Source organism: Delftia sp. BGA-UO-ETr-SB1, assembly GCF_059567865.1.
In genome coordinates, this window is sequence record NZ_JCAQOW010000005.1 from 1291817 (window position 1) to 1307710 (window position 15894).

The following is a 15894-nucleotide window of genomic DNA, read 5'->3' on the forward strand; positions in this document are numbered from 1 at the left end:
CGCGGGAGCCGCACATGACCGAGCGCATCATCCCCGGCGAGCTGCTCGCCGAGCCCGGCGAGATCCTGCTGAACGCAGGCCGGCCCGTGCAGACCCTCACGGTCACCAACACCGGCGACCGGCCGGTGCAGGTGGGCTCGCACTTTCATTTCTTCGAGGTCAACGAAGCCCTGCACTTCGACCGCGCCGCCGCACGCGGCTGGCGGCTGAACATCGCGGCCGGCACGGCCGTGCGCTTCGAGCCGGGCCAGGAGCGCACGGTGGAACTGGTGGAAATCTCCGGCGACCGCATCATCTTCGGCTTCAACGCCAAGGTGATGGGCAGGCTTTGAAGTACCCCCTGAGCGGCTACGCCGCTTCCCCCGTTGCACGGCGCCCTCTCTCGCTTCGCGGGAGGGGGACGACACCTTCGGTGCGGGGCGGCGCGGCCGGCATAGGCCCTTCCTCGGTGTCCCCGGGTTGGACCACGCCGGCTTTAAGTACAACGAGCAACGCATAGCGTCGTAGACAACAGAAAGGGAACATTCATGGCAAGCATCACGCGCCAGGCCTATGCCGAGATGTTCGGCCCCACCGTGGGCGACCGCCTGCGGCTGGCCGACACGGCCCTGGTCATCGAGATCGAGAAGGACCACACGATCTACGGCGAAGAGGTCAAGTTCGGCGGCGGCAAGGTCATCCGCGACGGCATGGGCCAGAGCCAGCGCATGGCCGCCGACTGTGCCGACACCGTCATCACCAATGCCGTGATCATCGACCACTGGGGCATCGTCAAGGCCGACATCGCCATCAAGAACGGGCTGATCGCAGGCATAGGCAAGGCCGGCAACCCGGACATGCAGCCGGGCGTGACCATCGTCATCGGCCCCGGCACGGAAATCATTGCGGGCGAGGGCATGATCGTCACGGCCGGCGGCATCGACACGCACATCCACTTCATCTGCCCGCAGCAGATCGACGAGGCGCTGACCAGCGGCGTGACCACCATGATCGGCGGCGGCACGGGCCCGGCCACGGGCACCTTCGCCACCACGGTCACGCCCGGCCCCTGGCACATGGAGCGCATGCTGCAGGCCGTGGACGGCTACCCCATGAACATCGGCCTGCTGGGCAAGGGCAACGCCAGCCAGGCCGCGCCGCTGCGCGAGCAGATCGCGGCGGGCGCCATCGGCCTGAAGCTGCACGAGGACTGGGGATCGACGCCCGCCGCCATCGACTGCTGCCTGGGCGTGGCCGACGAGACCGACACCCAGGTCGCCATCCACACCGACACGCTCAACGAGGGCGGCTTCGTCGAGGCCACGGTGGCCGCCTTCAAGGGCCGCACCATCCACACCTACCACACCGAAGGCGCGGGCGGCGGCCACGCGCCCGACATCATCAAGGTCTGCGGCGAGGCCAACGTGCTGCCCTCGTCCACCAACCCCACGCGGCCCTACACGGTGAACACGCTGGACGAGCACCTGGACATGCTCATGGTCTGCCACCACCTGGACGCCTCCATTGCCGAGGACATCGCCTTCGCCGAAAGCCGCATCCGCCGCGAAACCATCGCGGCCGAGGACGTGCTGCACGACCTGGGCGCCTTCTCCATGATCTCCAGCGACAGCCAGGCCATGGGCCGTGTGGGCGAAGTGGTGCTGCGCACCTGGCAGACCGCGCACAAGATGAAGGTCCAGCGCGGCAGCCTGCCGGGCGACAACGCGCGCCACGACAACTTCCGCGTCAAGCGCTACGTTGCCAAGTACACCATCAACCCCGCCCACACGCATGGCATCGCCCATGTCGTGGGCTCGGTGGAGGTCGGCAAGCTGGCCGACCTGGTGCTGTGGCGGCCGGCGTTTTTCGGCGTCAAGCCCAGCCTCATCCTCAAGGGCGGCAGCATCGCCAGCGCCGCCATGGGCGACCCCAACGCCAGCATCCCCACGCCCCAGCCCGTGCACTACCGCCCCATGTTCGCGGGCCAGGGCAGCGGCGTGGCGGCGGCCAGCCTCACCTTCGTCTCGCAGGCCGCCCAGCAGGCCGGCGTGGCCGACCGCTACGGCCTGCGCAAGCGCACCGTGGCCGTGGAAAACTGCCGCAGCGTCAGCAAGCGCGACATGGTGCACAACGACTGGCAGCCCGACATCAGCGTCGATCCCGAGACCTACCAGGTCGTGGCTGACGGCCAACTGCTGACCTGCGAGCCCGCCACCGAGCTGCCGATGGCGCAGCGGTATTTTCTGTTCTGATCACCCCATGCTCACCGTCAATAAACACATGCCCCAGGGCGGGGGCCTTGCCGCCGTGCTGGTCAGGCGCGCCGCCACGCTGGAACTGGACTGGGACATGCGCCAGAAGAGCCGTTTTGCGGCAACAGACTCCACGGGGCGCGAGCTGGCCGTGGTGCTGGCGCGCGGCAGCGTGCTGCGCGGCGGCGATGTGCTGGTGGCCGAGGATGGCAGCCTGGTCGCCGTGCGCGCGGCGCCCCAGGCGGTGTTGCGCGTGACGGCGGCCACGCCGCTGGGCCTGCTGCGTGCGGCCTACCACCTGGGCAACCGGCATATCCCGGTGGAGGTCACGCCCACCCACCTGCACCTGGAAAACGACCCCGTGCTGCACGACATGCTGCTGCGCCTGGGCGCGCAGGTGGCCCTGGTGGATGCGCCCTTCGAGCCCGAGGCCGGTGCCTATGGCGGCGGCCACCGCCACGGCCATGACGCCAGCTTTGCCGAGGACCAGGCGCTGGCGCAGAGCGTGTATGCGCTGCATGACCATGGGCACGAACATGGCCATTCACACGGCCATTCCCACGGGCATGAACATGGCCACGACCACAGCCATGACCATGACCATGACCACAAAGGCTGCTGCGGACACGGGCACGGCCACGACCATCCGCATGGCTGACCTGTCGATACAGGGGCTGTGCGCCCTGCTGCACTTGGCATCGCCCCAGCTGCCCGTGGGCGGCTTCAGCTATTCGCAGGGGCTGGAGGCCGCCATCGAGCACGGCCTGGTCACGGATGCCGGCACGGCGCGCACCTGGATTGCCGATGCGCTGGCCCACGGCTTTGCACGCTGCGAGGCGCCGCTGTGGCTGCTGCTGCGCCGGGCCTGGAGCGCAGGCGACGAGGGCGCGGTGCACGAATGGAACCAATGGTTCATTGCCAGCCGCGACAGCCGCGAGGCCCGTGCCGAGACGCTGCAGATGGGCTGGTCGCTGCACAGCCTGCTGCGCTCCGTGCCCTGGGGCGGCGAGGCCTTTGCGCCCCGCATCGCACAACTGGGCGCGCTGGTGGACGACCCTGGCCTGGCCTATCCCACGGCCTTTGCCTGCGCCTGCGCCGCCGTGGATGCAGACGAGGACCATGCCCTTCTGGCCTATGGCTTTGCCTGGCTGGAGAACCAGGTGGCCGCCGCCATCAAGGCCGTGCCGCTGGGCCAGGTAGCGGGCCAGAGCCTGCTGCTGGCCCTGCATCCGCTGCTGGAACAGGCCGTGGGCGAGGCACGCCGCCGCGCCAGCGAGGCGCCGCCCCGGCTGGACACCATGCTGCCCCAATGGAGCGTGCTGCAGGCACGGCACGAACACCAGTACTCCCGGCTCTTCCGGTCCTGATCACTCACTCCAAGTCCACCATGAACACCCGCACCAAGAAACTCCCCCCGCTGCGCGTCGGCATCGGCGGCCCTGTCGGCTCCGGCAAGACCACGCTGCTGGAGATGCTGTGCAAGGCCATGCGCGCACACTACGACCTGGTGGTCATCACCAACGACATCTACACCAAGGAAGACCAGCGCCTGCTGACGGTGGCCGAGGCCCTGCCGCCGGAACGCATCATGGGCGTGGAGACCGGCGGCTGCCCGCACACGGCCATCCGCGAGGACGCCTCCATCAACCTTGAGGCCGTGGACCGCATGCTGCGCCAGTTCCCCGAGGCGGACATCGTCTTCATCGAAAGCGGCGGCGACAACCTGGCCGCCACCTTCAGCCCCGAGCTGTCGGACCTGACCATCTACGTGATCGACGTGGCCGGCGGCGAGAAGATTCCGCGCAAGGGCGGCCCCGGCATCACCAAGAGCGATCTGCTCGTGGTCAACAAGACCGACCTGGCGCCCTACGTGGGCGCCAACCTGTCCATCATGGAAGCCGACACGCAGCGCATGCGCGCCCACAAGCCCTATGTGATGGGCAGCGTGAAAAGCGGCAAGGGCCTGCGCGAGGTGATCGACTTCATCACCGAACGCGGCCTGCTGCCGCCCATGCCCGCGCAGGGCTGAAGACGGCCGCGCACGGCCTTCAGCGCTGCGGCGTGCCGCTGGTGGCCTTGGCCTTGGGCAGGGTGGCCGCGCTGCTGGAAGACACCAGCGGATGGCCGGTGGAGGTGGCCGCACCATCAGTCTGGCGCCAGGCCGAGGGCTTGGGCGCCACCATGGGCTGGGGCGCGGGGGCAGGCGCCCGGCTGCGGTTCCAGGCCGGCAGCAGCACGCGGCGCACAAAGCCCATGTCCAGCGCCAGCCACAGCAGCACCGGGCACAGCGTGGGCACCATCAGCCCGCCCATCTGGTAGGCGTAGACGATGGCCTCCAGCTGCCATGTCTGTATGCCCAGCACGTTGAGGTCGAGCCGCGCCGCAAGGCACAGCTGCATCAGCACCTGCGAGACCACGCTGAAGGTCTGCAAGGGCAGCAGCGCCACATAGCCCACCAGGATGCGCCACCACCGGCCCGGACCCCAGGCCGCCAGCAGCATGGCCACCAGCACCGGCAGGCCGTAGCCGTAGCGGGCGGGATCGACCTCGACGATGGCCTCGGCGCGGCGCCAGCCGGTCTGCTCGTTCGATACCTGGACCGAGGAATTGACGACCAGGCTGCGGGGCGTCTCCAGGTCCACGCGCTGCACCCAGCCGTTGGCGGCGTTCTCCAGCACCCACTTGCTCATGCCGGACACCGGCACGGCCAGCCAGCCGGCCGCCAGCGTCCAGGCCAGGGTCAGCACCACGATGCCGCCCATGGCCAGGGCCGCGAAGCGCGAGATGGGATTGCGTCCGATCATGGCCTGCTCCTCAGGCGGCCACGGCGGCAGAAGCTGCAGCGGCGGGCGGCAGCGGCGGCTGGCCGCCGTCATCCTGCGACGGCGCCTTGCGGCCGCTCCAGCGCACCCACAGCAGCCAGAACACCAGCACGTCCAGCATGATCAGCGCCTGCCAGAGGTACTCATGCGCGAAGTTGAAGGCCGTGGTGCTCCACTGGCCCAGGTAGAACAGGCTGATGACGCGCAGCACGTTGATGGCCTGCACGGCCACGAAGCCGGCCAGCAGGCCCACCAGCTTCTGGCGCCATGAGGAGGGGAAGGCCATCACGGCGGCAAACAGCACGATGTAGGCCTCCAGGCCGTTGCAGCCGGCCTCGATGGAGACGCCGAAGCCCGTGGCCGTGTTCCACAGCACCTTGCCCGTGGCCGAGGCCGTGCTGTCGAACCAGGTCACCAGCGAGGCGCAGATGTGCGCCAGAAAGGACGTCCAGGGCAGCACGATGTGCTGCTGCACCCAACTGAGCAGGTTCAGCCCGAACATCGTCAGCTGGATGGCCAGAAAGATCAGAAAGAAGCGCAGCATGGCAGGTCTTGGAGTGTTGGTTGCCGGGCTTGCGACCTGGCAGTTGCGAAACAGTGTCCCTCTATAGGCTCGCATTATCTTCGGACCGCTCAAAGACGACAAAGGCCGGTGCGTGAATCACGCCACCGGCCCTTGCCGTCACGGGCGCATCACCGACGCTCGCGCCTGCGCATGGTCCCCAGCGCCATCAGCGCCAGCAGGGACGACATCAGCATCAGGCCCCACTGCGACAGCGTGGGAATGCTGGCCGTGGTGTCCGGGCCCGGCTTGAGCGGCGTGGTGGTCGTGCTCTTGTCGTTGTCGGGATTGCCGTCACCGGGTACCGAGACCGTGGCCGAGTTGACCAGCGGGCGGGCGCCCTTGTAGGGCTTTTCCAGCTTGGTCTCCAGCGTGAAGACGGCCGTGCCGCCCTGGGCCAGCTGCGGCACGCTGCAGGTCACGGTGCGCGTGCCGCTGGCATAGCTGCAGCCTGCCGAGGCCGAGACGAACTCCAGCCCTGCGGGCAACACGTCGGTCACCGAGCCGCCCGCGGGCGACTGCGGATCGCGGCCGTAGTTGGTGACGGTCAGCGTGTAGCTGGCCGTGTCGCCATCGTCCAGCGGGCCGGCGGGGCCCTGCTTGCCGATCCCCAGGTCCACGGCATTGCCCTGGCGGCTGGTGGAGGTCCGGTCGGTAGTGGTGTTGTTGACGATCACATCGCCGCCATTGCTCAGCCATTCCGTCTCGAAGGGCTTGACCGAGGCCTCGTGGTAGATGGTGCCGCCCGATGCCTTGTCGGGCAAGGTCTGTGCGCGCATCTTGAACTTGATGGTCATGCTCTGGCCCGGAGCCAGCGCCGGGATGGTGCACTGCAGCGGCCCGCTGGTCGCGTTCAGCGCCGGCTGCACGCCGCACCAGGATGCGGAGGCGCCGGGAATGCCGGCCAACGCCAGGCCGTTCTGGTAGCTGAAGGTGGCCGTGGAGCCCGATGCGGGGAACTTGTCGGTCACGACCACCTGGGTGGCGTAGGAGGGGCCGGAGTTGGTCACCGTGATGGTGTATTCGGTGTCCTCACCCAGCACCAGGCCGTCTGCAGTGTGGCGCATGCTGATGTTCACATCCAGCTCGGCACGCTTGAGCCGGGCCTTGGCCTCGGCCTGGTTGTTGGCCTTGGTCAGCTCCTCGGTGGTGGTGTCCACCGCCACGGTGTTGGAGATCTCCGTATCGGCCGCCAGATCGCCGCGCGAGCGCATCTTGTAGCTCACGGTGTACTGCTCGCCTGCAACCAGCGGATCGGTCCAGGCGCATTCCAGCGTTCCGCCCTGCACGCCATCGGTGGCAGCCGGAGTACAGGTGCCGCCGCCGGTGACCGTGGGCGTGCCGATGAAGATGGCGTCTGCAGGCAGCACGTCCTTGAGCGTGACATTGGCGGCCGACGAGGGGCCGTAGTTGGGCACCGTGACCGTATAGGTCAGAGGCTCGCCCGCAGCGGCCACCTTGGGCGAGACCTGCTTTTGCGCCGCGATTTCCGCGATGGCCTGCACGGTGATGCTGGCCGTAGAGGAATCGTTGCCGGGATCGGCGTCATGGATGTCCAGCGACTGGGCCGAGGCCGCATTGGCATAGGCGCCGGTGGTGGCGCGCTTGGGGCGGATCTTGACCTCGATCACCACCTCGGCCTCCGGGGCCATGGAGGAGATGTCGCAGGTCAGATCGCGCGTCTCGCTGTTGACGCCGCCCGAAGGAGTGCCGCAGCTGGCGTTGGCTCCGGAGACGATGCGGCTGGAGACAAAGCCGCCGCCCGGGTAGGTGTACGGCACGGGATTGCCGGCCTCGTCCACCGGGTTGCCGCCCACGATGCGCACGCCGTCAATTTGCTTGACCAGGGACTGCAGCGCGTCGCGCACGCGGACATTCGTCACCGTCGTGCTGGCCGAGTGGTTCTTCACCACCAGCTGGTAGGTGACCTCTCCACCGCTCTTGATGGAGGCCGGCGGCACAGGGCTGACCACGCTCTTGACGATGCCCACATCCACCTTGTCGGCAGACACGGTGACGGTCGCGGAGGTGGTGGCCGATGCATTGTCCCGGCCGATCACGCCCGCCGAGGCGTTATTGGTGAAGTCCAGATGGCCCGAGGCCAGCGTGACCTTGGCCCTGACCGTGATCTGGCGGCTGGCGCCCACGGCCAGGCCCGCGGTGGAGGTGCAGCTCTGGGCGGCGCAGGTCCAGTCACCCGCGCCGGTGCCCGCACCGGACATGCCGATAACGGTCATTCGGTTGTCCGCAGGGGTGTCGGATACGGTGATCAGCTGATTCGGCAGCGCAGGCATGGGACCGTTGTTGGTCACCGTGATCGTGTACTGGAACTCCTCACCCGCCAGCACCGGGCGGCTGGGGCCGGCCTTGACGAGGCGCAGCCGTGCATCGTTGCTGAAGCTCACCGCCGCGCTATCCGTGTTGTTGGTCTTGTTGGGCTCGTTGAGTTCGGGTGGAACCCCGATCACGCCCTGATTGACCAGTTGCGCACCCGGCGTCCCACCCGCAGCCACGCTGGCCTTGAAGCGGATGGCCTGCATGTTGGCGTAGCCGGCCACCGGGTACTCGCCCGCATGGGTGCAGGTGATGGTGCCGCTGTTGTGGCCGCAGTTCCAGGGCGCCGTGCTGCCGTCGAAGCCCATGAAGGTCACGCCGGCCGGCAGGGTGTCGGTGACGGTGAGATCGCGCGGCACGAGCGAGCCGCCTTCGCGGCGCGGCTGCAGCGTGTAGGTGACCTCGGTCGCCTGCAGCGCATCCAGCACCGTGGGCGCCACCTGCTTGCGCAGCGAGACATCCACGAACTCGCTGCCGCTGGAGACCACGGCGGCGCTGGCGGTGTTGTTGCCGGACTGGCCGTCGGGCATCTCGGTGCTGGCGTCCTTGTAGCCCTTGACGCTGGCAGCGCCGGCAATGGTGCCGCTCATGTTGGCGATGGCCGGCACGGAGATGGAAGGCAGCACGGCGCCCGGCAGCACCGGGCCGCTGCGCGTGCAGCTGAGCTCGCCCGAGATCAGCGGATAGCCCGAGGCCGGCGTGCAGCTCCAGCCGCTGCCTGAGGGCACGCCCGTGACCACGGCGCCGTTGGGCACGGGGAAACGCACCACGGTACGGCCACCGGCGGGCACCTCGGACGGGCCCTTGTTCTGCACGTCGATGACGTACTGGAAGGCGCCGCCGTTGGCGACGCTGGCGGGAGCGGCTATCGCGATGGCCAGATCGGCGGCCTCGGTGGTGGTGAAGTTGCGATCGAGCTGCGTGTTGTTCTGGTCGTTGTCGTAGTCGGGCGAGGCCATGCGCGCGCTGGCCACGGCGCGCCAGTTGGTGCCGACGGTCGGCAGGATGACCTCGAAGCCCACGGACTTGAAGCCGTCGGCGGGCGCCAGGTTGCCGATGTTGCAGACCAGCGTGTTGTTGCCTGCGGTGAGCACCGTGCCGGCAGCCGGTGCCGTGCAGGTGATGCCGCCCGGGCTGCTGCTGTAGCCCTGGAACACGGCGCCCACGGGCAGCACCTCGGTCAGGGTGACGCCTACGGCGTCGGGACCGATGTTGTTGTGCCTGACCTTGGCCACATAGGTGAAGTTGCCGCCGGCAGGGCCTGCCGATGCGTCCTGTCCGTCATAGAGACCGTCCTGGTTGACCAGGATGTCGGTGTCGGCCGGCGCCGCCACGGCAGCCGCTGTTGCCAGCAAGCCGCCGGACAGCAGCGCACGCGCCAGCCAGCCCTTTCTCGTGAAAGCCATACAAACCTCTCTTTTGCTTCGTTGACAGCGCCGAATGCCGCAGGCACGGACGCACGAGGTGCCCGGCTGGAACAGCTCTGTCAGAAAGCCGACTACCGGACGCACCAAAAGGAGGCATGATGGTTCTTTATTACCAAAAGTAAATATGATCTGGAATTTTTAACAAAAGTGAGTATTTAGAGGTATTTGTGAGTTTTTCGTGAGTCGACCTTTTCCGGTCGGTTTTCCTCACGGAACGCAGACGTGAAAAAGCCGGTGGCAGCTTGGCTGGCACCGGCTTGCAATGCTGATCTGCCGCGCGCTGGCGCGGCAGTGAGCAGGCACTAAGGCCTAGGGAATGCGGCGAGGCAATCCTTGTGAGGAACTCACGCCAGCAGCGCGTTCACGCGCCTGACGTAGGCGGCCGGGTCCTCGGGCATGCCGCCTTCGGCCAGCACGGCCTGGTCGAAAAGGATGTTGGCCAGGTCATGGAAATGCACCGATCCGTCCAGCTTCTTGACCAGCGGATGCTCGGGGTTGACCTCCAGCACGGGGCGGGCGTCCGGCGCCTGCTGGCCGGCCTGCTTGAGCAGGCGCGCCAGCTGCAGGCTCATGCCGCCGTCCTGCACCACCAGGCAGGCGGGCGAGTCCACCAGGCGCGTGGTCACGCGCACGTCCTCGGCCTTGTCCTTGAGCGCTTCCTTGAGCTTGGCCAGCAGGGGCTTGAAGGTCTCGGCAGCTTCCTCGGCGGCCTTCTTTTCCTCTTCGTCCTGCAGCTTGCCCAGGTCCACGGCGCCCTTGGCCACGGACTGCAGCGGCGTGCCGTCGAATTCGGTCAGGTAGCCCATGGCCCATTCGTCCACGCGGTCGGCCATCAGCAGCACTTCGATGCCCTTCTTGCGGAAGACTTCGAGCTGCGGGCTGTTGCGGGCTGCGGTCAGGGAGTCGGCCGTGATGTAGTAGATCGCGTCCTGGCCTTCCTTCATGCGGGCCTTGTAGTCGGCCAGCGAGACGATGGCCTCGTCCTGGCTGGTGGAGGAAAAGCGCAGCAGCTTGGCGATGCGTTCCTTGTTGGCAAAGTCCTCGCCCAGGCCTTCCTTGAGCACGGGGCCGAACTCGGCGTAGAACTGGCTGTACTTGCCTTCCTTGGCCTTGTCCTCTTCGCTGACCACGTCGGTGACGCCGTCGGCCGCCGCGTCAGCGGCCGCGTCGTGGCGATCGTGCTTGGCCAGGTCTTCCAGCATGGACAGCACGCGCTTGGTCGAGCCGTCGCGGATCAGGCGCACGTCGCGGCTTTCCTGCAGCAGCTCGCGGCTGACGTTCAGCGGCAGGTCGGCCGAGTCGATCACGCCCTTGACGAAGCGCAGGTAGCCGGGCATCAGCGCCTCGGCGTCATCCATGATGAAGACGCGCTTGACGTAGAGCTTGACGCCGGCCTTCTTGTCGCGGTTGTAGAGGTCGAACGGCGCCTTGGCCGGGATGAACAGCAGCTGCGTGTACTCGGTGTTGCCCTCGACGCGGTTGTGGCTCCAGGTCAGCGGGTTCTCGAAGTCGTGGCTGATGGCCTTGTAGAAGTCTTGGTACTGCTCGGCCGTGATGTCCTTCTTGGGACGCGTCCACAGCGCGCTGGCCTTGTTGATGGTCTCCCACTCGCCCGTCTTCTCCATGGTGCCGGGCTGGTCGTTCTCGCCGTCCTTCCACTCCTCTTTTTCCATGAGGATGGGCAGGCTGATGTGGTCGGAGTACTTGCCGATGACCTGCTTGATCTTCCAGGCGTTGAGGAACTCCTCGGCCTCGGGGCGCAGGTGCAGCGTGATGCTGGTGCCGCGCTGGGGGCGCTCGATCTGCTCGACCTCGAACTCGCCCGTGCCGCCGCTGGTCCAGCGCACGCCTTCGGAGGCCGGCAGGCCCGCGCGGCGTGTTTCCACGGTGATCTTGTCGGCCACGATGTAGCCCGAGTAAAAGCCCACGCCGAACTGGCCGATCAGCTGCGAGTCCGACTTCTGGTCGCCCGACAGCTTGTCCATGAAGGCCTTGGTGCCGCTCTTGGCGATGGTGCCCAGGTTGTCGATGGCTTCCTGCTCGCTCATGCCGATGCCGGTGTCGGCAATGGTCAGCGTCTTGGCAGCGGCGTCGAAGGACACGCGCACTTCCAGGTTGGGCTGGTCCTCATAGAGGGAGGCATCGTTCAGCGCCTCGAAGCGCAGCTTGTCGCAGGCGTCGGAGGCGTTGGAGACCAGCTCGCGCAGGAAGATCTCGGGGTTGGAGTACAGCGAATGCGTGACCAGGTGCAGCAGCTGTGCAACTTCGGCCTGAAAAGAATGGGTTTGCTTGCTCATGCAGACAGTGTCCTATGTCCTATGGGTTCACAACAGGGAAAAAATCAGCCCTCATCTCGGGCCGGCGAGCGCATTATCAAGACCCCGCCGCCCCTGTGGCGACGCAGGCTCTGGACGATTGTTCACTTTTTCGCCCTCACGGCGGGGCTGGCGCAGAGCTATAACTGCGCCACTTTCCGCTGTGCGGCGGACGGTGCGCGCAGGGCCCGGGCGCAATGGCGGGCCTGCTTCAGGAGATTTTCCATGCACAGCTCTGTTCAAAAATGGTCCGCCGAATTCCTCGGGACCCTGTGGCTGACCCTGGGCGGCTGCGGTGCGGCCGTGCTGGCCGCCGCCTTCCCGCAGGTGGGCATCGGCCTGGTCGGCGTCTCGCTGGCCTTCGGACTGACGGTGCTCACGGGCGCCTATGCCTTCGGGCCCATCTCGGGCGGGCACTTCAACCCGGCCGTCTCCGTGGGCCTGGCCATGGGCGGGCGCTTTGCCTGGAGCGAACTGCCGGGCTACATCGTCTCGCAGGTGCTGGGCGCCATCACGGGCGCGGCCATCCTCTATGTGATCGCCACGGGCAAGGCCGGCGCCGACATCGGCGGCTTTGCCACCAACGGCTACGGCGCGCATTCGCCGGGCGGCTACGGCATGACGGCAGCCCTGGTCACCGAGGTGGTGATGACCGCCTTCTTCATCCTGGTCATCCTGGGCGCCACGGCCAAGCGCGCGGCAGCCGGCTTTGGCGGGCTGGCCATCGGCCTGTGCCTGACGCTGATCCACCTGATCTCTATTCCCGTGACCAATACCTCGGTCAACCCCGCGCGCAGCACGGGCCCGGCCCTGTTCGGCCCCGAGATCGCCATCTCGCAACTGTGGCTGTTCTGGGTGGCCCCCATCGTGGGTGCGCTGATCGGCGCCGTGATCTACAAGGCCCTGCTGGCCAACCCGGCCAACGAATAAGGCCAGGGACGGGCGCTGCAGGCGCCCCGCAGCAGACTCAAGCGGCTGGCGACAGCCGCTTTTTTCATTGGATCTTTGGTGAAACACGGTTTTCGTTTGTTGCATGACGGCAACGCGAAGGACTTTCACCCGGCACAAACCGGCCAACTTTACGAAACAGAAACCGAACGCTAGTGATTCGCAATAACAATTCGCGGGCTTTCATCGGAGTGAACATGAGCAAAATCCAACAAATCCTCCCCCCCGCGAACGTCACGCAGCTGGCCCTTGCCGCTGCCCTGTGCCTCGCGGGCACCTCGGCCTTCGCGCAGACCAGCACCACGCTGGGCACCGTGAACGTGACGTCTTCGACCGAAGCGCCCGTCAAGACCGACAACGCCTCCTCGGCCAAGTTCACGGCCCCGCTGGTGGACACGCCCAAGACGGTGCAGGTCATCAACGAGGAAATCATCAAGCAGACCGGCGCGACCAGCCTGCAGGAAGCCCTGCGGTCCACGCCCGGCATCACCTTCGGCAACGGCGAAGGCGGCAACCCCTCGGGTGACCAGCCCTTCATCCGCGGCATGGACGCCCAGGCCAGCACCTTCGTGGACGGCATGCGCGACATTGCGGCCGGCACGCGCGAGGTGTTCAACCTGGAAGCGGTGGAAGTCATCAAGGGCGCCGATTCGGCCTATGCAGGCCGTGGCGGCGCGGGCGGCTCCATCAACCTGGTGACCAAGAAGGCCAGGAACGAGAACTTCATCAGCGGCGACGTGGGCCTGGGCACGGACAGCTACCGGCGCGCCACCATCGACGCCAACCGCGTGCTGGGCGAAGGCGTGGGCCTGCGCCTGAACGCCATGGTGCACGACGCCGACGTTCCCGGCCGCAGCGGCCCCGAGAACAAGCGCTGGGGCATTGCCCCCACGGTGACCTTCGGCATGGGCACGCCCACCGAGGTCTCGCTGTCCTGGCAGCACCTGCAGACCGACAACATCCCCGATGGCGGCGTGCCCTACCTGTACAGCAGCACGGCTGCGGCCGGCCTGCGCGGCGGCAGCGTGGTGCGCCCCACCTACGGCAACAACCGCGACAACTGGTACGGCCTGACCAGCCGCGACTATGAAAAGGAAAAGAGCGACCTGTTCACGGCCACCGTGGAGCACAAGTTCACCGACACCCAGAAGTTCCGCAACAGCCTGCGCTACAGCAAGACCGAACAGGACTACCTGTGGACCCAGCCCGACGACAGCAAGGGCAATGTCGTCAACGGCTATGTGTTCCGCCGCGGCAATGCACGCGTGGCCGACATCAAGACGCTGCAGAACCTCTCGGAATTCACGGGCAAGGCCCAGACCGGCAGCGTGGGCCACAGCTACTCGTTCGGCCTGGAACTGTCCAAGGAAAAGGCTGAATCCCGCACCGCCGCGCTGCAGACCACCAACACCACCTGCATGGCCGCCAGCCTGTGGTGCGCCTCGCTGAACAACCCCGACAGCAGCCCGCTGTGGAACCTGCCCGTGACGCTGGGCGACCCCAGCCACAACCAGATCGACACCGTGGCGCTGTACGGCTTCGACACGCTGAAGTTCAACGACCAGTGGCTGCTCAATGCCGGCCTGCGCATGGACCACTACAAGATCAGCTCCTCCGGCCCCGCCGGCCGCAACACGCCGGCCTATGACCTGAGCCGTTCGGACACATTGTTCAACTACCAGCTGGGCCTGGTCTACAAGCCGGCCACCAACGGCAGCATCTACGCCAGCATCGGCACCTCCTCGCGCCCCGGCGGCTCCATGCTGGGCAACGGCAACGAGGACCTGGGCATCTCCACCGACCAGCTGGCCAACCTCGCTCCCGAGAAGACCCGCTCGCTGGAGCTGGGCACCAAGTGGGACCTGATGGAAAAGCGCCTGGCGCTGACCGCCGCGCTGTTCCGCAACGACGTGACCAATGCGCGCATCACCGAAAACGGCGTCACCTACATGGGCGGCAACAAGGTGGTCAACGGCGTGGAACTGGGCTTCACGGGCAGCGTGCTGCCGGGCTTGAGCGTCTTCGGCGGCTACACCTATATGGACAGCGAGCAGAAGAACGCAGGCGCGGGCAGCGTGGCCAATGGCCAGCCCTTCCCCAACACGCCCAAGCACAGCTTCAGCCTGTGGACCAGCTACAAGCCCATGGCGAAGCTGACCGTGGGCCTGGGCATCTACGCCCAGAGCAGCGTGAACCAGAGCTACATCCTGTCCACGGTGGATGGCGGCATCGTCACCAAGGGTGCCAGCGGCTATGCGCGCTACGACGCCATGGTGGCCTACCAAATCGACCGCAACCTGACCGTGCAGCTGAACCTGTACAACCTGGGCGACAAGGTCTACTACAGCGGCATCCGCTCGCCCCACTACGCGACCATGGCCGCAGGCCGCTCGGCCGTGGCCTCGCTCAAGTGGACGTACTGATCTGCTGATCGCCCCGGGCGACCGCGCAGCGGCTTGACGCTGCGCAGATCACCGCAAAGCCCCGCAGGCCATCGCCGCCTGCGGGGCTTTTTTGCGGGACACTCGCTGATTCCCCCCTGAGGACCGCCTGCCATGATGCTCCGCATACCCGCCCTGCTCAGCCCCGACGAAGTGCGCCAATGCCGCCAGGCGCTGGAGCAGGCCCCGTGGCAGGACGGCCGCGCCACGGCCGGCCCTCTGGCAGCCCAGGTCAAGGCCAACCTGCAGCTGCCGCTGGACAGCCAGGCCGGCCAGGCGATAGGCAACCTCATCCTCGACAAGCTGGGGGCCAGCGCGCTGTTCATGTCGGCCACCCTGCCGCTGAAGGTGCTGCCGCCGCGCTTCAACCGCTACGAGGGCGGCGGCACCTACGGCAACCATATAGACAACGCCATCTTCACCATCCCCGGCACGGCCATCAAGGTGCGCAGCGATGTCTCCACCACCGTGTTCTTCAGCGAGCCCGACGAGTACGAAGGCGGCGAGCTGATCGTGGAGGACACCTTCGGCCACCAGAGCGTGAAGCTGGCCGCAGGCGACGCCATCGTCTACCCCGGCACCAGCCTGCACCGCGTCAACCCCGTCACGCGCGGCACGCGCTACGCCAGCTTCTTCTGGACGCACAGCCTCGTGGCCTCGGACGAGAAGCGCCGCATCCTGTTCGACCTGGACCAGCAGATCCAGCAACTGACGGTGCGCCACCCGGGCGACCCCGCGCTTTCCGCGCTGTCCGGCACGTACCACAACCTGTTGCGGATGTGGTCGCAGGCCTGACGACAGAGCGGTCCGGGAG

12 protein-coding genes are annotated in these 15894 nt (G+C 67.1%); 8 read left to right on the top strand and 4 right to left on the bottom strand.

Annotated elements, in window-relative coordinates:
* Positions 1–26 precede the first annotated feature (26 nt).
* From AC57B5_RS16040 to ureG, 5 genes are all read left to right on the top strand, one after another.
* Positions 27–332, top strand: a complete 306-nt coding sequence (locus AC57B5_RS16040) for an urease subunit beta (RefSeq protein WP_175403235.1) — start codon at positions 27–29, stop codon at positions 330–332.
* A gap of 195 nt (positions 333–527) precedes the next feature.
* Positions 528–2231, top strand: coding sequence for an urease subunit alpha (ureC, locus tag AC57B5_RS16045; protein WP_448678126.1), 1704 nt, complete (start codon positions 528–530; stop codon positions 2229–2231).
* Positions 2232–2238: 7 nt separating this feature from the next.
* Positions 2239–2889, top strand: a complete 651-nt coding sequence (gene ureE, locus AC57B5_RS16050; RefSeq protein WP_496399907.1) for an urease accessory protein UreE — start codon at positions 2239–2241, stop codon at positions 2887–2889.
* On the top strand, positions 2882–3598 hold the full coding sequence (locus AC57B5_RS16055; RefSeq protein WP_492804598.1) for an urease accessory UreF family protein: 717 nt from the start codon (positions 2882–2884) through the stop codon (positions 3596–3598). The genes ureE and AC57B5_RS16055 overlap by 8 nt, the downstream gene beginning before the upstream one ends.
* A 20-nt stretch (positions 3599–3618) precedes the next feature.
* Positions 3619–4260, top strand: coding sequence for an urease accessory protein UreG (ureG, locus tag AC57B5_RS16060; protein WP_012203110.1), 642 nt, complete (start codon positions 3619–3621; stop codon positions 4258–4260).
* Positions 4261–4279: 19 nt separating this feature from the next.
* On the opposite strand, the gene AC57B5_RS16065 is transcribed toward ureG, so the two are convergent.
* The 4 genes from AC57B5_RS16065 to htpG form a co-directional block, all read right to left on the bottom strand.
* Positions 4280–5035 (bottom strand): exosortase H-associated membrane protein, encoded by a 756-nt coding sequence (locus tag AC57B5_RS16065; protein ID WP_496399908.1) that lies wholly within the window; start codon positions 5033–5035, stop codon positions 4280–4282.
* A gap of 10 nt (positions 5036–5045) precedes the next feature.
* Positions 5046–5597: an exosortase H gene (gene xrtH / locus AC57B5_RS16070; protein ID WP_063327363.1), complete on the bottom strand. Its 552-nt coding sequence runs from the start codon at positions 5595–5597 to the stop codon at positions 5046–5048.
* A 149-nt stretch (positions 5598–5746) separates the two neighbouring features.
* On the bottom strand, positions 5747–9355 hold the full coding sequence (locus tag AC57B5_RS16075; protein WP_496399909.1) for an IPTL-CTERM sorting domain-containing protein: 3609 nt from the start codon (positions 9353–9355) through the stop codon (positions 5747–5749).
* Positions 9356–9720: 365 nt separating this feature from the next.
* Positions 9721–11673, bottom strand: coding sequence for a molecular chaperone HtpG (gene htpG, locus AC57B5_RS16080; RefSeq protein WP_012203106.1), 1953 nt, complete (start codon positions 11671–11673; stop codon positions 9721–9723).
* A gap of 243 nt (positions 11674–11916) precedes the next feature.
* On the opposite strand from htpG, the gene aqpZ reads away from it, so the two are divergent.
* The 3 genes from aqpZ to AC57B5_RS16095 all read left to right on the top strand — a co-directional run bounded on the left by aqpZ (position 11917) and on the right by AC57B5_RS16095 (position 15875).
* Positions 11917–12621: an aquaporin Z gene (gene aqpZ / locus AC57B5_RS16085; protein WP_012203105.1), complete on the top strand. Its 705-nt coding sequence runs from the start codon at positions 11917–11919 to the stop codon at positions 12619–12621.
* A 215-nt stretch (positions 12622–12836) separates the two neighbouring features.
* Positions 12837–15062: a TonB-dependent receptor gene (locus tag AC57B5_RS16090; protein ID WP_496399910.1), complete on the top strand. Its 2226-nt coding sequence runs from the start codon at positions 12837–12839 to the stop codon at positions 15060–15062.
* Between the two features lie 132 nt (positions 15063–15194).
* Positions 15195–15875 (top strand): Fe2+-dependent dioxygenase, encoded by a 681-nt coding sequence (locus AC57B5_RS16095; RefSeq protein ID WP_012203103.1) that lies wholly within the window; start codon positions 15195–15197, stop codon positions 15873–15875.
* The last annotated feature ends 19 nt before the right edge of the window (positions 15876–15894 follow it).